The sequence below is a fragment of the Streptomyces sp. Ag109_O5-1 genome (assembly GCF_003814875.1).
Taxonomy (GTDB): domain Bacteria; phylum Actinomycetota; class Actinomycetes; order Streptomycetales; family Streptomycetaceae; genus Streptomyces; species Streptomyces sasae.
Genome location: NZ_RKQF01000001.1, coordinates 11,178,544 through 11,198,933 on the forward strand (window position 1 = coordinate 11,178,544; position 20,390 = coordinate 11,198,933).

Consider the following 20,390-nt stretch of genomic DNA (forward strand, 5'->3'; position numbering starts at 1 on the left):
GCCGCCGTTCAGCCGCTCAGCAGGGCAGGCGTCACCGCCCCGAGGAGGGGCCGTGGTGCAGGTAGGCGCGGTCGACGGTCTGCCGCACGCTGTTGCCCGCGGCGTCCACCGCGGTCACCCGCAGGCTGACGTACGCGTCCCCGCGCACGCCCGACGGCCGTTCGACCGCGGCGGTGAACCGCGTGCCGCCGTGCCGCCCGGTGCGGGCGGTGTGCGCGGTGTGCCAGGTACGGCCGTCGTCGTACGACGCCTCGACCTTGAGCGTGACCCCGCGCGGGGGGGCCAGGCCGTCCGGCATCCGTACGTTCAGACCCAGCGTGTGCGACCGGCCCGGACCCACCGCGTTGCGGAGGTCCACCGGCGCGCTGTAGTCGACCTGGAGCAGCGGCAACAGCGTGGCCGTCGCCGCGGTGTCCGAGGTGAACGTCCAGGACGTCCGGGTACCGGTGCCGAACTGCCAGTCGGCGGAGGTACGGGCGGTGGTGAGGTCCAGCCGGTAGCCGGCCTTGCCCGCGGGCACCTCGAATCCGCCCCAGGCCCCGGTGCCGGACTGCGCCACGAGCCGGCCGTTGCGGTACACCTCGGCGTGGGCCACGTCGCTCGGGTCGCCCACCGCGGACACCGCGGCACCGGTGCCCACACCGCCACCCAGCGAGCTCGCCTCCGCGAACGACCAGTGGCCGGACTGGGAGTCGGTGAACTCCGGGATGTGCAGGGACAAGGTGTCGCCGTTGCGCACCGAGCCGGGCCAGCCCGTCACACCGTGCGGGATCGACGGGCGCACCGGCCCCGCGAACCACTTCTCCGCGGCGTGCTGTCCGGGCCGGTAGGTGCGGGCGGCGTCCTGCATGCCGACGCCCAGCTCGAGGTCGCGGTCCATGACGGTGTCGTGGTGCACGGTGTGGCTCCACAACGTGTCACCGGCCGTCACGTACTCGGTGCGCTGCTGTCCCACCGGCACGTCACGGGTGTACTGGTTCCAGGCGAACTCCTGGTAGGGGCGCCAGCCGAAACGCTGCTCGCTCCCCCAGGCCGAGGCGCCGGTGCGGGTGTAGGAGGCCTTCACCACCGCGCTGTTGCGTTCGCTGACCGTGTACACCAGCTTCTCGGGAACACGCTGCTGGGACACCTGCATGACGTCGTACAGGTAGGGGCTCTTCACCGTGCCGGAGAAGTCCACCGTGGTGGTGCGCTCACCGGCACGCTTCAGCAGGTCGGTGCCCTCCGTCGCGCCGGCGCGCATGATCGGCAGCGCGAGGCGGTCGCCCTCCGGCTGCCAGCGCGTCCAGGGGAAGAAGCCCTCGGGCATGACGAGCATCAGCGCCTTGGCCCCGGCGTCCGCGGCGGCCTTCGCCAGCTCGGCGTCGTTGCCGAAGTCGTAGCGGACGACAGCGAGCTTCCCGCGCACATGGGCGGCCTTGAGGTCCGCGGCGGTGCCCGCTCCGGCGTCCACCGCGGTCAGCCGGACGCCCTTGTCGTCGAAGACCGGAGAGGTCGGCAGGTAGTACGGGACGAAGGGCGCCGAGGTGCCGGACACCTTCGCCCGCAACTGCGGGGCCACCATCTGCCAGCGCGAGGCGAACTCGAAAGTGCCGTCGGTGACCTGCGCGGTCGGGCTGACGTAGATGCGCTTGGCGACGTCGAAGAACATCACGCCCTGGATCAGGCCGTGTCCCTCGATGCGCCGGTACGTCTGGTAGCTGAGGATCCCCCGCTGCTCGGCGGGCTCGGGCGTGCGGATCTGCACCTGGGTGACCTTGGAGGCGTCCAGCGTCACCGTGGTGTCCTTGGCGACCTTCACCTGCGGGTTGATCACCTCGACCAGTTCCTGGCCGTCCGAGGCGTTGTCCAGAGTGCTGAAGTCGACCTGGTAGGTGCCCTCCTCGACGACGGCGACCGCCGGGTCGGCGCTGGTGTACGAGACGAAGCCGTCCTGGCCCCAGATCGTCGGCAGCCAGCCCGGCAGCACCTTGCCCGCGCGGTCGCGGGCGATCACGGTGAGCCGGTGCAGCGGCGCGTGCACGACCAGGGAGAGCGTGGTGTGGGCGAGGACGCTGCCGTCCGCGCCGGTCGCGGTGGCGTAGCCGTAGTAGGCGCCGCGCTTGGCGTCCTTCGGGTCGGTGCTCAGCGGCACGTCGGCGGAGGCACCGGGGGCGAGGTGGACGGTGCTCGCGCCGGGCGCGACGACACCGGCCGTCAGGGCCACGCCGTCGGAGTTGGCCAGGGCCACGCTCAGCTTCAGGTCCACTGCCTTGTCACCGGTGTTGGTGTAGTGCAGGGCCGCCGACTGCTGCTTGTCGCCGCCCACCTGGACGGCGGGCAGCAGCACGCTGCCGGTGGCCGTGACCGCGCCCATGGCCGCGGCCACGTCGATCCGGCCGCCGCCCTGCTCGGTCACCTTCGTGCCCGGCACGGTGTGCGCGGTGCTGATCAGCGCGTCCTTCAACTGCTGGCCGGTCCAGCCGGGGTGCTGCTGCGCGATCAGCGCGACGGCACCCGCCACGTGCGGGGTCGCCATCGAGGTGCCGGACGCCGCCGTGTAGTTCGCGTCGACCGGGTCGCCCATGGTGGTGCCGGACGCGCGCGCGGCGACGATGCCGACGCCGGGGGCGGTCACGTCGGGCTTGACGGCCTTGTCGCCGAGGCGCGGACCGCGGCTGGAGAAGGAGGCGAGGGAGTCGTCGCGGTCCACGGCGCCCACCGTCAGCGCGGCGTCGGCCGCACCGGGCGAACCGATCGTGGAGTCCCCGCTCTGGCCCGCGTTGCCCGCCGCGACGACGAAGAGGGTGTCGCCAGAGGCGGACAGCGTGTTGAGGGCCTGGCTCATCGGATCGGTGCCGTCGGTCGGCTCGTCGGAGCCGAGGCTCATGTTGACGACCTTGGCGTGCTCGGCGGCCGCCCACTCCATGCCGTCGATGACCTGCGACTCCGAACCGTAGCCGTCGTCGCCGAGCACCTTGCCGATCAGCAGCTCCGCCTTCGGCGCCACACCCTTGCGGGAACCGGAGGACGCAGCGCCCGTACCGCCGACGATCGACGCCACGTGCGTGCCGTGCCCGAAGTGGTCCATGGTGTTCCCGCTGCCCGAGAAGTCCTTCGACTCCGCGATCCGGCCCACCAGATCGGGGTGGGCGGCGTCCACGCCGGTGTCCAGCACGGCCACCTTCACGCCCTGGCCCTCGTACCCGGCCTTCCACGCCGCCGGCGCGTTGATCTGCGCGGTGCTGCGGTCCAGCACCGGCGCGACCCGGCCGTCCAGCCACACCCGCGGGGTCGCGGCGGCGCGGGCGGTGCCCTCGGCGTCGCCCGGGTTCAAGGCCTTCCAGAAGGCGCCCAGGTCGTCGTCCGCGACGCGCAGCGACCGCGCGCCGATACTCGCGAGGGTCCGCACCGGGGTCGATGCCTCGTTGAACGCGGCGACCCGGTCCGCGACGGCGGCCGCGGCCTTCTCGCTCTTCGCGGTCGTCCGGGCCACACCGCCGCGCGGGGAGGCGGAGACGATCAGCGGCAGCGCGGAGGTGCCGGCCTCGTCGTAGCCCTGGGCGATCAGGGTGGAGACGTCGAACAGACGCCGGTCCAGCGTCCCGGCGGAGACCAGGTCCGCGGCGTCCGACGGCAGCACCGTCAGGTCGCCGCCGTCCTCCTGGTACGTGCGGAAGACGATGCCCTCACGGCCGGGTCCCGGCTCGACCGAGGCGGCGCGGCGGCCGTCGGCTCCCGGCGTCACCGTCACGCGGTCGCCGGTCACCAGGCGTACGGTCACGGGCGGCGCGCCCTGGCCGTCGGCGGGTCGCGCCGCGGTGTCCTGGGGCGTCCGGGCGGAGGCGGCCGGTACGCCTCCGGCGGCCAGCAGCAACCCTGTCGATATCGCCGCCGTCAGGCGGATCCATGCCATCAGCCAAGCACCTCTCGTACAGCTGGGAGTCACGCGCTGTCCGACAGAATCTGCTGTGGCGGTGAGCATGTCACTGGCCTCTGGTGTCACACCTGCGACATGTCCCAACGGCGCCACGGGGTGCGGCCGTGGCCCCCGTCAGGGGCTGTCGTTTGGATCAGGCCGGCCTGACTCACGGTGCCTTGCCGGCTGACCCGAGCGGGGCGTGGTGCGTGCAGCTGCAAGGCGGAGGAGGGAGTCGACGCGGTGGGGGCACGTCCCGGCCGAAGGCTGGGGGACGTCGGCGACCGACGACAACGCCGCTGGGGGTCCGGCACGCACAGAACACGGGACCAGTAGTGGGCGTGGCAGCTCTCGCCCTGCCGGTACCTCGGCCGCCGGGCCCGCCGGGATCGACGTAGCATCAAGCCGGTACCCCGTCGGTCGGGCTCGGGTTCGCCCGGTCTTGCAGCACACAGGAGTGGCAAACCCCATGGACGCACCCGCGGACAGCCCATGGTCCGGAGCCGGTCTGGACCCGCTGACCGGTCACGTTCTGGAGCACCTGGTGACCGTGCCCTCGGCTGACGCGGACGAAGTCGCGGCAGCGGTCGGAGTGTCCACGGCGGAGGCGGCGCGGGCTCTGCGCGACCTCGCCGACGCCTCGCTCGCCCTGCGCACCGACGCTGCCGCGCCACGCTGGGCGGCCGGCCCTCCACGCACCTCCCTGAGCGCCCTGCTGGCCCGTCGGCGGGCTGAACTGGCGCGCACCGAAGGGCTCGTGGAGCGTTTGCACGAGATGTACGAGACGGTGTCCGGACCGCGCTCGGCCCACCTGGTGGAGCTGTTGGAGCGCGAGGACGAGGTATCGGCGCGCTACGCCCAGCTGCTCAAGGGATGTGCGACCGAAGTGCTGCACCTGGCGAAACCGCCCTACGTCACCAGTTTCGGGGCGGCCGCGGAGGCATCAGGGGTGGCGGACGGGGTGCGGATGCGTTCCGTGTACGAGACCGAAGGCTTCTCCGACGAGGTGTCCCTGGCCACGGCGGTGCGCGGCACCGGGCAGGGCGGGGAACTTCGGCTGGCGCCACGGCTGCCGGTGAAACTCGTGGTGTTCGACCGCACCGCGGCCCTGCTGCCGGTGCGGGGGGACCGTCCGTCCGCCGGCTCACTGGTGGTTCACTCGCCCGCGCTCGTCGAGGCGCTGGCGGACTTGTTCGAGAGTGTGTGGCGAGATGCCGAACCCATGTCCCTCTCCAGCCGGACCGATGCGCTGCCGCCGGCCTGCGGCCACCACGGCACGCCGCTGACGGACACCGGGGCGACGGGGTCACCCGACCCGCGTACCCGGGAGATCCTGCACCTGATGGCCGCGGGCATGAAGGACGACACGATCGCCCGCGTACTCAAGGTGAGCCGCCGCACCGTTCAGAAACATGTCAGCGACGCGGGCACACGGCTCGGCGCCCGCACCCGCTTCCAGATCGCCTTGCTGGCGGCCGAACGGGGGTGGCTGGGGGAGAGCCAGGGCTTGGGCGATGCCGTGGTCGGTCGGTGATACGCAGGAGTGCGGCGATCCAGGGGTTCTAGTCAGGAAAGCGCGGGCCCGCAAGGTGGTTGCCGGGTGTCCCGGCGGAAGGCTTCGCACAGTCTGCCGCGGGGGCGGTTACGCGGCCCGGCATGACCGCGCACGGTGCCGTACCCGTGGATACGGCACCGTGATCGAGGCCTACGTGGTGGGCTTCAACGCGAAGTCCCTCTGGGTGACCCGGTCCCGGTGCACCACGGTCCGGCGGGTGAGGGGCCGGTGGCCGTCCGCGGTGGCCTGGAGGGTGTGTACGCCGGCGGCGCGCGAGAACAGGGTGTAGAGACCGTCGCCCACGGCCGGGTCCTCCGGCGTGGCCACGGTGAGTACGGCGCTGTCCGGCGCCGAGGTGTCGGCGACCTTCGCGCCGATGATCGCCGTACCGGTGCGGGCGTCCTGGACGGTTCCCACCGTCAGCCCGCCCGGCACCGGCTCCAGCGTCCGGCTCTGCACGCTCACGTCGTCGACTTCCCAGAAGTAGGCCCAGTTCGCGACGAAGTGGAAGCGCAGCCGCACCGACGACTGCCCGGCGTACTGCCGCAGCGGGACACTCACCGTGAGGTGGTCGGCTTCGCCGTTCGCCTTGGGACCGGCCCACACGTTCTGCCAGGTGGCGCCGTCGTCGGTGCTGGCGTCCACGGTCATGTGCTGCTGGCTGAGGTTGGTGATGTAGTGCGTCTTGAAGGTGAGACTGGCCGACTGCGCCGTCGACAGGTCGTAGGCGGGGCTGACCAGCGAGGTGTCCTGATGCGGTCCGAAGGGCGCGTTGTCGCTCTCGACGGTCGCGAAGGAGCCGCTGCCGCCGGTGGCGTTGCCGCGCTGGGTGGGGTCGTCGAACTGCCAGCCGTTGTCGCTGTCCGCCGCGCTCGCCACCGTCCAGCCCTGTGGTGCCGCGGTGGATGTGTCGAATCCCTCGGAGTGCTCGGTGGTGTTGAGGGCGTAGCCGACGGCGGTGGCCGCGTCCGGGTCGGCGACCAGGGCGCTGTCGGCGGTCACGGCCTTTCTGCCCACCGTCACCTCGCGGGTGACCGCCTCGTAACCGGGCAGGGCCGCGGTGACGTCCAGGGTGTAACCGGCCTGCTCCGGAAGGGAGATGTCGTACCGGCCGCTGACCGGGTCGGTCCACACCGGCGCCTCCGGCGAACCCTCGACGGCGATCCGGGCGTACAGCGGCCAGCCGTGCCCCGAGCCGTCCCGGATCGTGCCGCGCACATGGGTGCGGGGCAGGGCCCTGAGACCGAAGTCGCGTGTCACGGTCTGGCCGTCCGCGATCTCCAGGGAGAGCGGTGCCGTGGACGCGTAGCCGAAGGCCGTGACGGTGAGCCCGTCGACCTCACCTGCGGGCAGGTTCAGGGTGTACGTGCCGTCGGCGCTCGTGGTGGCCACGTCGAGGCCGGAGGCCACGGTGGCGTCGGCGACGGGTTTGCCGGTCCTCGTGTCGGTCACCTTGCCGGTCAGGGTCCCGCTCGGGCCGCTGCGGAAGGCCGCGAGTCCGGCCGGGGTGCCCAGGCCGGTGGGGCCGTCGTAGCCGGTGGCCGCGGTGCACAGGTAGGCGGCGGCGCAGGCGCCGTTGGATCCGGAGGTGATGTCGTTCAGTCCGGTGCCGCCGGCCGTGTACGGATACGCGTTGGGGTAGGTGCCCGGGCGCGGTGAGCCGGCCAGCGCGTAGACGCCGGCGATCACCGGGGCGGCCGCGCTGGTGCCGCCGTAGGTCTGCCAGCCGGTGCCGTGGCTGCCGAACGTCGAATAGACAGCAACGTTGTCAGCTACCGCGGAGACGTCTGCGACACTGCGTCCCTGGCATCCGGTGTCCTGCTGGAAGGAGGGCTTGGACTGGTACGACGCGCAGCCCGAGCCGGGCCCGTAGGAGCCGCGCTTCCACACGGTCTCGTCCCACCCGCGGGCAGTGTCCGGGTCGGCGACCAGATCGGTGCCGCCGACCGCCGTCACCGTGGGAAGGGTGGCCGGGAAGGCGACGCCGTAGCCGTTGTCCCCGCTCGCCGCGACGACCGCGACGCCGGGATGGTCGTAGGAGGCGCCGTACGTCGGGACGTCGGAGGCGTAGTCGCCGGTGCGGCCGTAGGAGTTGGACACGTACTTGGCGCCCAGCTCGACCGCCTTGTCGACCCCGGCCGCGAGCCGGTCGAGTCCGTCGTTGTCGGTCTCCACGAGCAGGATGTGCGCCTGCGGGGCGACCGCGGAGACCATGTCGAGATCGAGGGCGATCTCACCGGCCCAGCCGTCGTTGGACAGCGGGTAGTCGGTGCCGCCGCGCTGGTCCACCTTGCTGAAGCAGCCGTTGGCCGTGGTGCACGGCGGCAGTCCGTACTGGGCGCGGTAGACCGCCAGGTCCGCTTCGGCGTCGGGGTTGTCGTAGGCGTCCACGATGGCGATGGTCTGCCCCGCGCCGCCGTCGGCCGGGAGGCTGTAGGCGCTCTGCAGGTCCTGCGGTCCGAGCCCCGGCGGCGTCTGAGCCGCGGCCAGCCGGAGCAATGGGGACTCGCTCGTGGAGCGCATGGCGAAGCACGACGCGTGTCCCTTGGCGGGCGTGCCGCACACGGGAGTCAGGTCGGTGGCCGCGCCGGCTTCGGTGTCCGGAGAGGTGTCGAAGCGGGCCGGAGGGGCGGCGGCACCTGAGGGCGTGGCCGGCATGGCATGCGCGGGCGCCTCGATGCAGAGCAGAGCAAGGGCGGCGAGCCCCAGGGCGGTTACACCCGAACGGAGCCGCGGGGCCACGGATATTCGCTCTCTTCGGAACGCGGATTGCTTCACTTCGTACCCATCGTGACGGGCCCCTCGGAATCGGGCCGGGAACAGGGGAAACCTGCGTGCAGGAAGACGTCCCGACAATTAGCCGGTTAGGCATGACGGGATGTCAATAGGCCCTTCGTTACACGTTCATTTCCCGGAGACTGCCGACTTCCGCTGAGGGTTCTCACTTGTGCAGAATCACGAAGTGGCATGGCAAGTCCCGTGCCGAGCAGTCGAGTTCGTAGTCACAATGGACGGGCCCGCCGAGATCTCCGCCTGATTACTGCAGGCTCCGCACCTTTTTCCTCTCGCAATAGCCGCACAATGAGGTGACTCGGCCATGATGGCCGTGTTCTGAAGACGGTCCCCTAAATGATTTTCCAGTGGGTACGGGCAGGCTCCGCTGCCGTACGAAGGTGTCCGGTGTGGGCGACGTCGTGCAGTCGCGCGATGCCGGGTGTGGCGTGGTGGAGGCGGGCGCCCTCGACGCCCGCTCCGCGCACCCGCTCCTGCCGGCCCCCGTGGCCCGCCCTGGCCACCGCATCGGATGCGGCACCGCCTACGGCCGGCCCATGGAAACGGTTGACCTCCTCATGACGACGGCGGCCGTGAACCCCGCCCAGCATGCGAAGGAGATCTGCGAAAACGGCGTAACACTTCGGGCCGTCGGCCGGTTTATCTGTTCCGCAACCGCAACCGCAACCGCAACCGCAACCGCAACCGCAACCGCAACCGCAACGCAACCGCAACCGCAACCGCAACCGCAACCGCAACCGCAACCGCAACGCAACCGCAACCGCAACCGCAACCGCAACCGCAACCGCAACCGCAACCGCAACCGCCTCGTGTCGCAGGTTGGCGGCGCCTGACCGCCTGTGACCGACGCGCGGCTGTGTGGCCGGACACGCCTGCCCGGACCGGGTGCGCGGCCTACCGTCCGTCCGCGGCCGACCAGGCATCAAAGGCTGCGTCGGGTCCCCTCGAATCGGTGCCTGAGGCCTGTCGGGCGGTGTAGAGGCGCGCATCGGTACCGAGGGCCGCGACCACGGCACGCCCGTTCGCGTCCCGGGCCACTGCCGGTGCCGCCGTGTGCTGCACCTTCCCCGTCTGCCAGCTCCCCGGCCCGCCGTCGGCCATGGCGACACGCACCATGCCTTCGTCGTCGCGCCCGGCGAGCACCGTCCGCCGCCCCTGGGGGCCGACAGCCGCGGCGCTCACCCGACCGTACCCGCCGATCGGCTCGGCCTTCCCGATGACCTGCCAACCGCCCCTCTGCCGCTCCCAGTCGGCGAGCAGCACTTGCGCGGTGCGCGGCAACCGGTAGGCGATCCGTATGCCCCCGTCCGCCAGCGGCACCACGCTGACAGGCCCGGCGGGCTGCGGCAAACCGGGCGCCGGGACCGGCCGTGGGAGTTCCCCGGGCTCCGTGGACACCCAGTGCAGTACGGACTTGGCGTTGGGAGCGACGAGGTGGATCAGCCCGGCGGAGTCCATACAGGCGTCCAGTCCGTCCACCACCTGCGGGTACTTCCCAGGCAGGCACTCCACCCGCCGCCAGTCCGTCCACTTCCCGCCGCGGACGCTGCTGCGGTGGCTCACACCGCCATCCCAGTTGCGTACGAAGACGTGCGCCACTCCGTCCTTCCCGGCGACCGCGGCCGGGTAGCCCATCTCCAGCGACTTGACCGGGGCGGAGTCCGGCGCGCCCAGCGACTCCCACGCGCCGAAGACGGGCACACCCTTGTCGCCGGTACCGCGCTGGATCGCAGCCATCAGCTCGCGACGATGGGCACGCTTGCCGCTTGGCAGTACGGTACGGGCAGCGAAAAGCTGAATCCTTCCGTCGTTGTGGCGCAAGGCGAAGAGCTGACCTTCGAGCATTTCCCCTGCCAGGTCATGGGGGCCGCCGAATGCGCCGCTGCCCGGAGCGGTCTCTACCCAGCAGCGCGCCGTGCCGTCCAGGACCGCGAAGGCTGCCAACCGGTTGTCCTTGAGGGGCAGCAGCCAGGAGTTGGAGCCGGGGGTGCGCAGGTAGGTGGAGCGGGTCCAGTTCTTGGAGAAGCCGGTGAGGGCTGTGCCGCCGAGTTTGCGGTCACCGCAGCCGGCCTCGTCGCCGCAGTCCTTGTGGTCCGCCCAACCGTAGACCGACAGTAGATCGCCTTTGCGCTTGGCGGTCTTGAGGTCGATGTTGTGGGGCAGGGCAGCATTCTCGTAGCCGAGGTAGCTCTCGACGGCCACGGGACGGCTGTGTTCGCGCCCCCAGTACTGGGCCAGCGCCGCCTGGGCAAAGTGGGCGGAGGCAGTGTGGTCCTGGTGGTCGTGGTAGTGAAAGCCGCGCAGCCGCGGGTCGCGGGAGTGCAGCGGCGGCTTGTGAGCCATGTGGACGGCGTTGGGGTCCAGGGTGCGTACGACGGTGGGCCGGACCCGTTCCATGATCGCTGTCAGTGAGTCGATGAGCTGGTCCCGGGTGTATTCGTAGCGCTCTTGCACGGGAGTACGGGTCGGCGGGAGAGTGACGAGGGTGTCAGCCACGCCTAGCCACAGACCCCGCAGACTGTCCTTCTTGGGCACGAACAGGGAGCGAGCCTCGACCAGTTCCAGAAACACCAACTGGTTTTCCGGCGCCGCGCGCAGCGTCTGCACCTCCACCTGGAAGCCGGGAATGAGCGATACCGCCTCCACGTCCCACCGGCTTTCGGCGTCGCCCGTGGCCATGAGGGCATGGGCCCGACGCACGCCGTTCATCCGGGCCCGCACGTACTTCTTGCGGTCGTAAGGGACCGTGCCGGCGGCGGGGTCATGCGCACGGACGTTGTGGCCGTCGGACTCGCCGCCGGTCAGGCAGACGGTGACCGAGGGCGCCCCGCTGCGTATGGACTGTTCCAGGTCCGGATTCATGAAGTACAGGTTGTCGTCCGGGTGCGCCATGATGTGAAGGAACGCCTGCTTCGCCGCGGCCGCAGCGGCCTGCTTCACCGACACCGGAGCAGCCGACGTATTCGACGCGCCACCGTCCGTTGCCGGCCAGGTGTACAGTCCGACTCCTGCCCCCAGGGTGACGGCACCCGCACCGGCCGCCTTGAGCAGTTGCCGCCTGTCCATATGGGTGAGCGAACGCACGGCCACTCCTCGAAGGCGTCCGGCTCCGCCTCAGATATGACAAACACTCACACCGGGATGAGCCACCCCACTAGATGTGCGAATCCCGAGCCTGGTTCCCCTTCTTCATCACGCGCCCGCCATAATTGCCAGGTGTCAGCCCCCTCCGTGACGTCGAGGGTGATGGAGTCCTCGTCCTGGGTGACGGCGCCGACCCGGTGTCCGGGCCGTCGGCCCACGCCAAGGTCGCGGGCACGCTCCTCAAGGACCCCGACGATACGGTGCTGCGGTGCTGCCAGACCGAAGACCGGACTGCTGTCGAGGAGGCCGAGGTTGCGGCCCATGAAACGGCGAACACATGAAGCAGGCGGAATTCGGCTGCGGGGGCTCCGGGCTGCCGCTCAGCGGCTCGTACATGCCGCGATGGTCGGCTAAGGACTGGTAACAAAGTGAGTTTGTAGCCGTCGAGGAGGGGACAGCGAGGAGGACGAGACGGTCGCCGAACGCATCAAGAAAGCCATGGCCGTTCGATGGCCGCGGGCGGACCAGGTCTTCCTCGACATCACAGAGGCACCACCGCGCCCGGGGCGGTGAGTGCCCGGAGCCAGGAGTGATCGGCCTTGCAGGCCATTCGCCGACGGCACGGTCTTCCTCACACACACCGGATACGGCCGGCTGCGTGGCTACGCCGTCGGGCGGCAGGTCCTACCTCTCTGTACCGTTCATCGGCGGCCTCGCGGTCAAGGACACCCGAGTGCAGCATGCGCCCGCCGCAAGGCCGAGTCGATCCTTCCGGACAGCGTGCGGGCTCCGTCATGACCCGGAGTTTCCGGATCGCACCCATCGACCGGGCGGGGCTCAGGCGTCGGTTCGGGCCTGCTCGACCATGCCCTGGCGTTCGACCTCGTCCCTGACCAGCATCGACAGCAGAGAGGCCACGGTGAGCCCGGCCTCGGCCGGATGGCGCAGGACCTTGCTCGGGTCGATCCGGTAGTGGTTGGTGCGGCCGCTGCGGGTGTGGGAGAGATAGCCGTCCTGTTCGAGGTCCGCGATGATCTTCTGGACGGCGCGTTCGGTGAGCCGGCAGCGGGCCGCGATGTCCCGGATCCGCGCGCTGTGGTTGTCGGCGATGCTCGCCAGGACGCGCGCGTGATTGGTGACGAACGTCCATCCCGTATGCGGCTCGGGCACTCCATCGACTCCCAGCATGACCAAATCCTACGGCTGTTTGTTCACGCAGACAAAAACAGGAAATTCTATTCACGTATGCCTTGACGCATTAGGCGGGACGTAAGAGGCTGGTGAAGGAGACGTGGAGGAGGCGATGATGACCGAACCGTCCTACGACGCTCCGGGTGCGGGTGAAGGCGCGGTCGTACGCGCTGCGTCGCTCCCGCCGGCCGCCGTCCTGCTGGTGCGGGCGGGACCGGACGACGCCCGGGTGTCGGTCACGCTGAGCGGGGAGCTCTGTCTCGACGACAGCCAGAAACTGCGACACTCCTTGACCCACGCCCTCACCAGGTCGGCCGAGGGAATCGACCTGGACCTGGGGGGCACGACGTTCGCGGACTGCTCCGCGCTCAACGTCCTGCTGGCCGTTCGCCGCCAGGCGGTGCAGGACGGCAAGACGGTCACCGTCACCACCGCAAGCCCGGTCGTCGAACGCCTGCTGACCGTCACGGACACCTACGACCTCTTCCTGCCTGAACACGATGACGACGGGCTGCTGCAGGTCGAGCTCGTACAGCTGCGGCGTGCGATGCGGACCAGGCCGGACATAGACCTCGCCCGCGGCATACTCATGGCGTCCTTCGGCCTGAACCCCGACGAGGCATGGGAGGCGCTGGTCACGGCCTCCCAGAACACCAACACCAAGCTGCACCGTCTGGCCCGGGACGTGGTCGCCACCGTGGTGCAGGGGGCGTCGCTGCCCGGTCAGGTCCAGCGGCAGCTCACCATGGCCGTCGCCCGGGCCCGGAACACCGACGGTGACCCGATGAGGCGGCCGCCGCGACAGACGGTGTGCTCGGGGCGGGAGCGTGCATAGGCGCCACCTCGGCCCTCGCCCCTGACGATCCTCTACGGGGCCGCTGGTGTGCGCGGCGGCATCGGCACCCGCGTCCGCTACGGCGGCGACGCAGGTCCGCACAGCCGCGCCTGCGAGGCGACGGGCCCGCGCCCGGTACGTTTCGGATCTGCGAACGAAACGCCTCGGCGCAGTCACGGCACTTCATCTTCTCTCTGTGTGTTTGCCTGTTTGCCGGGTTGCCCAGCCAGACAGGCACAAACGTTGCCCGCCCGAGCGCCGTGCTGCCGCCCGCTGCCAGCTCCATCAGCCGCGCTTCCTCAGCGACCGAGGGCGTTCTCCAACTGCTTCTTGGTCATCGAGGAGCGACCGTGGATGTTGCGCTTCTTGGCCTCCTCGTACAGCTGGTCCTTGGTCGGTCCTTCCGCACCGCTGTGTGAGCGCTGCCCGCCGCGCTGGTAGGCGGACTTGGGGTCGCGGACAGAGGCTCGACTGGCGGTCTGCGACTCGCCCGACCTCGCGCGCTCCTTGTTGACCGTCCGTGCGGCGATCTCCTTGGCCCGCTCGGCGGACTCGCCCCGGTCCTGGGCGCTCTTCCTGATGTGTTCGTACTGTCGTTCCCGCTTGGAACTCGACCCGGCAGGCATGTCGTTCCTCCTCGCTGTTCTCACACCGGAACCGGCCGGCGACTCAGGGGTGATCGGGCCGCTGGACCGGAGGTACTCCGCCGCCTTCTCCGCCGCCCTTGTTCCCCTTGTCCGTGCCGTGGGCGTGCCGGTCACTTCTGTCCCCGGTCTGGCCTGTCCTGCGCTCACCGCCGTGTTGCGGTGTGGCACCGCCCCTGTGGCTGCGCCGCTGCTCGGGCTGCTGTGGACGCGGCATCCTCGGACACCTCCCTCGTGCCGGGGTTCGGTCAGGATGACGAGTTCCCCGGAGCAACCGTCCGCCCCGTCCACCTCAGCGATTGGTGCCGGGGTACGGGCCGGGATCAGCACTCCCGCCGTGCCTGCCGTCCGTACCGTGGGCTCATCCGGTGCGGTAGGGCCGGGCACGCTCGGCGTCGAGGCTCAGTCCGAGGCCCGGTGCGCCGTCCCGGCCCGGGGCGATGCCGCCGGCGGCCGGATCAAGCGTGCCCTCGAAGAGAAGGCGCTCGATGCGGACGTGGTCGTGAAACCACTCCAGGTGCCGCAGGATCGGTACGGAGGCCGCCGCGTGCGCGTGGGCGTGCGGGGCGCAGTGGCCGGAGATCTCCAGCCCGTGGCTCAGGGCGAGCGCGGCGACGCGCAGCCAGACGGTGATCCCGCCGCAGCGGGTGACGTCCGCCTGGAGACAGTCGACGGCTCCGGCGGCCAGCATCCGCCGGAAGTACGGCAGCGCGTAGCCGTACTCGCCGGCCGTGACGTCGGCCATGACCCGGCCGCGGACGAACGCGAGGTCCTCCAGGTGGTCGGAGGAGACCGGCTCCTCGAACCACGTGACGCCCTGGCCGTCCAGCCCGGCCGCCACCCTTACCGCCTGCTTCGCGCCGTAACCCCCGTTGGCGTCCACGTACAGCTCGGCCGTGTCACCGATGCTCTCGCGCGCCCGCGCGACCCGCCACAGGTCCCGGGCCTCGCACCGTCCCCAGGACTCCCCGATCTTGATCTTGACGCGGGGAATGCCGTCCTCGGCCACCCAGCCGCGCAGCTGCCGGTCCTGACGCTGCTCGTCGTACGTCGTGAACCCGCCGCTCCCGTACACGGGCACCTCGTCGCGGGCCGCGCCCAGGAGGCCGACGAGCGGCAGACCCAGCAGCCGCGCCTTGGCGTCCCACAGTGCGATGTCCACGGCCGAGATCGCCTGGGCCGCGACCCCTGGCAGTCCGGCGTTGCGCACAGCGCGCTGCATGGCTTCGTTGGCGCGCGGCACGTCTTGGGCGGACAGCCCGATGACGACCCCGGCAAGCAGGTCGTCGACGACACGTGCGGACGCCGCCGGGGCGTACGTGTAGCCGAGCCCCGTGACCTCACCGCAGTGCACGGTGACCAGAATGAGCGTGGTGCTGTCCCAGGCCAGGGTGCCGTCCGCCTCGGGGGCGTCCGTCGGGACGGTGTAGACCGCGCTGTCCACCCGTTCGACGGCCGGCAGGTCGCTCACCGTCGCCCCGCGTCATGCCGGTGTGGCAGGAACTCCTGCATCTTGGCCTTGAAGCCCTGCCGGACCATCGCGACCCGGTCGCTGTCGCCCTTGAGGACGGCTGCCGCGGCGGCTTCGATCTGGTCGAGGGTGGCGTGCGGCGGGATCGGTGGTACGGCGGGGTCGGTCAGGAAGTCGAGCACGCACGGGCGGTCGGCGGCAAGCGCGGCCGCCCAGGCGTCGGTCACCCCGTCCGGCTTCTCGATCCGTATCCCGTCCAGGCCGAGGGTGCGGGCGAAGTCTGCGTACCGGACGTCCGGGATGGACTGCGAGGGCAGGAACTGCGGGGCGCCCTCCATCGCACGCATCTCCCAGGTCACCTGGTTCAGGTCGTGGTTGTTGAAGACAGCGACGATCAGCCGCGGATCCTCCCAGTCCTGCCAGTACTTGGCGACGGTGATCAGTTCGGCCATGCCGTTCATCTGCATCGCACCGTCGCCGACCAGGGCGATCGCCGGCCGGTCGCCGTGCGCGAACTTGGCGCCGATGGCGTACGGCACGCCTGGCCCCATCGTGGCCAGCGTCCCGGACAGCGAACCCCGCATCCCCTCGCGCAGCTTCAGGTGCCGCGCGTACCAGTTGGCGGACGAGCCCGAGTCGGAGGACAGGATCACGTCGTCCGGGAGCAGCCCGCCCAGTGTGTGGGCGACCAGCTCCGGATTGATGGGATCGGCCTCGACGGCGGCCCGCCGCTCCATGACCTCCCACCAACGCGTGACATCGGCCTCGATCTTCTTCCGCCAGGAGGGTTCCTCCCGCTGCTCCAGCAGCGGCAGCAGCCGGCGGAGCGTCCGGGCCGCGTCGCCGACGAGGTTGACCTCGAACGGGTAGCGCAGCCCGACCATGTGCGGGTCGATGTCGATCTGCACGGCCCGCGCGTTGCCGAACGCCGGCAGGAACTGTGTATAGGGGAAGGACGACCCGATCACGAGCAGGGTGTCGCAGTCGCGCATCATCTCGTACGACGGCCGGGTGCCGAGGAGCCCGATGGCGCCCGTGACGTACGGCAGGTCGTCGTCGAGGGCGTCCTTGCCCAGCAGCGCCTTCGCGACTCCGGCGCCGAGCCGGTCGGCGACCTCCTTGACCTCCGCCTGGGCACCGCGCGCACCCTGGCCGATCAACATGGCTGTTTTTCCACCGGAATTGAGCACATCGGCGGCCCGCTGCAGATCGCCGTCGTCCGGAACCGGCGCGTAGTGCGGCATGCCAAGACTGGACGGCACCATCTTGAAGGCGTGCTCGGGCGGCGAGTAGTCCAGCTCCTGGACGTCGGCCGGGATGATGAGGGCGGTCACCGAGCGCCGGGCCATGGCGGTGCGCATCGCCCGGTCGAGCACGTTCGGGAGCTGTTCGGGAACGGTCACCATCTCGCAGAAGTCCGAGGCGACGTCCTTGTACAGGGACAGCAGGTCCACCTCCTGCTGGTAGGAACCGCCCATGGCGCTGCGGTTGGTCTGCCCGACGATCGCGACCACGGGAACATGGTCGAGTTTGGCGTCGTACAGGCCGTTGAGGAGATGGATGGCGCCGGGCCCGGAGGTGGCCGCGCAGACGCCGACCCTCCCGGAGAACTTGGCGTAGCCGACGGCCTCGAAGGCGGACATCTCCTCGTGGCGGGACTGGATGAACCTGGGCTTGTTCTCCGCTCGTCCCCAGGCCGCGAGCAGCCCGTTGATGCCGTCACCGGGGTAGGCGAAGACATGCTCCACGTCCCACTCGCGCAGCCGCTGGAGGAGGTGGTCGGAGACTTTCGTGGACATGTTCGGAACCTTTCCTCAAGTGATGTGCGGCTTACGGGTGGCGCAGTTGTCGTACGGCTCCCAGCACGGCCGTGGCGGTGAGCGTCCCGGCGACGGCGGTGGCCGCCCACCGGGCCGTTTCCGAGGGATCGGCGGGCCGTCGGGCGAGCCGTTCGGGCCGGTCGCTCGGCAGGGGGCCGTCGAGTGCCAGGGCCAGCGCCTCCGCCAGATGCAGGGCCCGGCGTCCGGTGCCGCCCTGCTCGATCTGAGTGCGGCAGCTGAAGCCGTCGGCCAGGATCAGGCTGTCGGGGGCGGCCGCTCGTACGGCGGGCAGCACTCCCAACTCGCCGACGGCCATGGAGACTTCGTGATGTCCGCGCTCGAAGCCGAAGTTCCCGGCGAGACCGCAGCAGCCCTCGTCGAGGATGTCCGCGTCGAGACGGGCGCTGTGCATGAGTTCGCGGTCGGCGTCGAACTTCATGATCGCGTGCTGGTGGCAGTGGGTCTGCACGGTCGCCTGCCGGGCGAGGAAGGGCGGCCGCCAGCCCTCCGGTGCGTGGTGGACGAGCTGCTCGGCGAAGGTGCGGGTCTGTTCCGCCAGCCGCCGCACATCCTGGTCCTCGGGGAGGAGTTCGGGGGCGTCTGAGCGGAAGACGGCGGTGCAGGACGGCTCCAGGCCGATGACCGGGGTGCCCGCGTCGAGATAGGGTCGAAGAGTCCCGAGCGTGCGGCGCAACACCCTTTTGGCCGTGTTTAGTTGACCGGTCGATATCCATGTCAGGCCGCAACACAGGGGTGCCTCGGGGACGGCGACCCGGAAGCCGGCGTCCTCCAGGACCCGTAGCGCCGACATCGCGACCGACGGGTGGAAGTGGTTGCTGAAGGTGTCCGGCCAGAGGAGAACGGTCGCGGGGTCCGCCGGGTCCGGCTGTTCGACGCCGAGGGCGCGCCACCACTGTACGAAGGACCGCTCGGCGAACACCGGGGGCCGGAGTGCCCCGTCCACTCCGGCGAGTGCCTTCCCGATCCGGCCCAGCACCGGTGCGTGCAGCGCGGTGTTCGCCAAACCCGGTGAATGCGAAGCGAGTTGGGCCCAGACGGGCAGCCAGCCCATCGAGTAGTGGGCAGCGGGGCGCGGCCGGCCCGCGTAGTGGTGGGCGAGGAACTCTGCCTTGTACGTGGCCATGTCCACGCCCGTCGGACAGTCCGACTTGCAGCCCTTGCAGGCCAGGCAGAGGTCCAGGGCGTCGCGGACCTCGGTCGAGCGCCAGCCGTCCTTGACCGCCGAGTCGGGGTGACCGTCGAGCATCTCGAACAGCAGCCGGGCCCTCCCGCGGGTCGAGTGCTCCTCCTCCCGGGTGGCCCGGTACGAGGGACACATCACGTCGCCTTGCAGGCCCCGGCAGTTGCCGATGCCGACACAGCGCAGCACCGCCCGGGTGAAGGAGTGGCCGTCGTCCGGGTAGCCGAAATGGGTGTCGTGCGTGTGCGGCCGCCAGGAGGCCCCGAGCCGCAACTGCCCGTCCACCGGCTGCGGGTCGACGACCTTGCCCGGGTTCATCCGGTCGCCCGGATCGAAGAGGGCCTTGAACTCGCCGAAGGCACCGACCAGCCGCTCCCCGAACATCCGCGTCAGCAGTTCGCCCCGGGCCTGCCCGTCCCCGTGCTCGCCGGACAGCGAGCCGCCGTAGGAGGTCACGAGGTCGGCGGCCCGCTCCAGGAATCGGCGGAAGTCGGCCACGTCCTCCGCGGTCTTCAGCCCGAACGGGATCCGGGTGTGCACGCATCCCTGCCCGAAGTGGCCGTACAGGGACGGATGGTCGTAGTCGAAGTCCTGGAACAGCGCTTTGAGATCCCGCAGATACTCGCCCAGGCTCTCGGGCGGCACGGCCGAGTCCTCCCAGCCCTCCCAGGTCTCCCGGTCGTCCGGCGGCCGCGCGGTCACCCCGAGCCCGGCCTCCCGCGCCCTGAGCATCTTCTGCTCACGCTGCGGGTCGTCGGAGAAGGCGACCGAGGCGTCCTTCTCGGACCGGCCGACCGCTTTCAGCAGGGCGTGGGCCTGCTCGTCGACTTCGTCCTGGCTGTCCCCGGTGAACTGCACCAGCAGCCAGCTGTCCGCCTCGGGAAGCGCACGCAGCGAGTCGAGATAGGCGTGCTCCTCGCGCATCAGCTGGGCCATCCGCCCGTCCAGGGCCTCCAGCTGACCGGGGGAGCAGTGCTCCAGCAGATGGGGGACGTCGTCGGCGGCCCGGCAGATGTCGTCGTACCCCAGCACCAGCAGCGACTCGCACGGCGGCACGGGCACCAGATCGAGCTCGGCGTTCAGGACGGTCACCAGGGTGCCCTCGCTGCCCACCAGCGCCTTGGCCACGTCCAGGCCGTTCTCGGGCAGCAGCGAGTCGAGGTTGTAGCCGGAGACCCGGCGCGGAATCTTCGGAAAGCCGCGCCGGATGTCCGCGAGATAGTCGGCGACCAGGCGGTCGAGACCGTCGTACAGCTCGGCCCGCCGACCGCCCCCGGCGGCGATCCGTGCCCTCTCGGCCCGAGAGGTGGGCCCCACCCACATCCGCAGCCCGTCGTACGTCAGCACGTCGAGCCGACGCACGTTGTCGACGGTCTTCCCGTACGCCTGCGCCGACGACCCGCACGAGTTGTTGCCGATCATGCCGCCCAGCGCACAGTGGCTGTGTGTCGACGGCTTCGGGCCGAACATGAGGTGGTGGTCCGCGAGCCGCCGGTTGAGTTCGTCCAGGACGATGCCGGGTTCCACCACACAGGTGCGGGCCTCGGGGTCGACGGTGACCAGGGCGTTGCAGTGCTTGCTCCAGTCGATCACCACGGCCGCGTTCGTCGTCTGCCCGGCGAGGCTCGTGCCGCCGCCGCGCGACAGCACCGGGACGTCGAAGCGGGCGCACAGCTCCACCGCGTGCGCCCCGGCATCGACGGTCCGGGGGACGACCACGCCGAGTGGGACCTGCCGGTAGTTCGACCCGTCCGTGGAGTAGGCGCCCCGGCTGCCGGGATCGAAGCGGATCTCGGCGTCCGTCTCGGTGCGCAGAGCCGTGACCAGGCCGTCGAGGGGCCCTCCGGGAACGCGTGTGCTCATGGCCGACCTCCGGGCTGGTGTGCGGTTCCGTCCGG

The 20,390-nt window shown here is 70.7% G+C and carries 11 protein-coding genes; 3 read left to right on the forward strand and 8 right to left on the reverse strand.

Translation table 11 applies throughout. The features are described from left to right. Window positions 1–31: 31 nt before the first annotated feature. Window positions 32–3,895: a S8 family peptidase gene (locus EDD90_RS50965; RefSeq protein ID WP_123980075.1), complete on the reverse strand. Its 3,864-nt coding sequence runs from the start codon at window positions 3,893–3,895 to the stop codon at window positions 32–34. Between the two features lie 472 nt (window positions 3,896–4,367). Here EDD90_RS50965 and EDD90_RS50970 point away from each other — a divergent pair, with 472 nt between their 5' ends. After that, window positions 4,368–5,432 (forward strand): helix-turn-helix transcriptional regulator, encoded by a 1,065-nt coding sequence (locus tag EDD90_RS50970; protein WP_123980077.1) that lies wholly within the window; start codon window positions 4,368–4,370, stop codon window positions 5,430–5,432. Between the two features lie 171 nt (window positions 5,433–5,603). On the opposite strand, the gene EDD90_RS50975 is transcribed toward EDD90_RS50970, so the two are convergent. Next, complete coding sequence (locus EDD90_RS50975) at window positions 5,604–8,195, reverse strand: carboxypeptidase regulatory-like domain-containing protein (RefSeq protein WP_260328598.1); 2,592 nt, start codon at window positions 8,193–8,195, stop codon at window positions 5,604–5,606. 440 nt (window positions 8,196–8,635) lie between these two features. On the opposite strand from EDD90_RS50975, the gene EDD90_RS56085 reads away from it, so the two are divergent. Continuing rightward, window positions 8,636–9,079: a hypothetical protein gene (locus EDD90_RS56085; RefSeq protein WP_185149522.1), complete on the forward strand. Its 444-nt coding sequence runs from the start codon at window positions 8,636–8,638 to the stop codon at window positions 9,077–9,079. A 61-nt stretch (window positions 9,080–9,140) separates the two neighbouring features. Here the strand turns inward: EDD90_RS56085 and EDD90_RS50980 are convergent, their stop codons facing one another. Together EDD90_RS50980 and EDD90_RS50985 are read right to left on the reverse strand one after the other, a co-directional pair. Next, on the reverse strand, window positions 9,141–11,330 hold the full coding sequence (locus EDD90_RS50980; protein ID WP_260328599.1) for a PIG-L family deacetylase: 2,190 nt from the start codon (window positions 11,328–11,330) through the stop codon (window positions 9,141–9,143). Between the two features lie 837 nt (window positions 11,331–12,167). Further along, window positions 12,168–12,518, reverse strand: a complete 351-nt coding sequence (locus EDD90_RS50985; protein WP_123980078.1) for a helix-turn-helix domain-containing protein — start codon at window positions 12,516–12,518, stop codon at window positions 12,168–12,170. A 118-nt stretch (window positions 12,519–12,636) separates the two neighbouring features. Here EDD90_RS50985 and EDD90_RS50990 point away from each other — a divergent pair, with 118 nt between their 5' ends. After that, window positions 12,637–13,356, forward strand: coding sequence for an ANTAR domain-containing protein (locus tag EDD90_RS50990; RefSeq protein WP_123980080.1), 720 nt, complete (start codon window positions 12,637–12,639; stop codon window positions 13,354–13,356). Window positions 13,357–13,655: 299 nt separating this feature from the next. Here the strand turns inward: EDD90_RS50990 and EDD90_RS50995 are convergent, their stop codons facing one another. From EDD90_RS50995 to EDD90_RS51015, 4 genes are all read right to left on the reverse strand, one after another. Further along, window positions 13,656–13,982 carry a plasmid stabilization protein gene (locus EDD90_RS50995; protein WP_123980082.1) on the reverse strand — a complete coding sequence of 109 codons (327 nt, stop codon included), beginning with the start codon at window positions 13,980–13,982 and terminating at the stop codon, window positions 13,656–13,658. 379 nt (window positions 13,983–14,361) lie between these two features. After that, entirely contained in the window at window positions 14,362–15,471 is a 1,110-nt protein-coding gene (locus tag EDD90_RS51005; protein ID WP_185149523.1) for an enolase C-terminal domain-like protein, read from the reverse strand. Beyond that, the gene (locus tag EDD90_RS51010; protein ID WP_123980086.1) at window positions 15,468–17,270 is read right to left on the reverse strand and encodes a thiamine pyrophosphate-requiring protein; all 1,803 of its coding nucleotides are present in this window, start codon (window positions 17,268–17,270) and stop codon (window positions 15,468–15,470) included. Before EDD90_RS51010 ends, EDD90_RS51005 begins: the two co-directional genes overlap by 4 nt. Window positions 17,271–17,301: 31 nt before the next feature. Continuing rightward, entirely contained in the window at window positions 17,302–20,355 is a 3,054-nt protein-coding gene (locus EDD90_RS51015; protein WP_123980088.1) for an FAD-binding and (Fe-S)-binding domain-containing protein, read from the reverse strand. Window positions 20,356–20,390 lie beyond the last annotated feature (35 nt).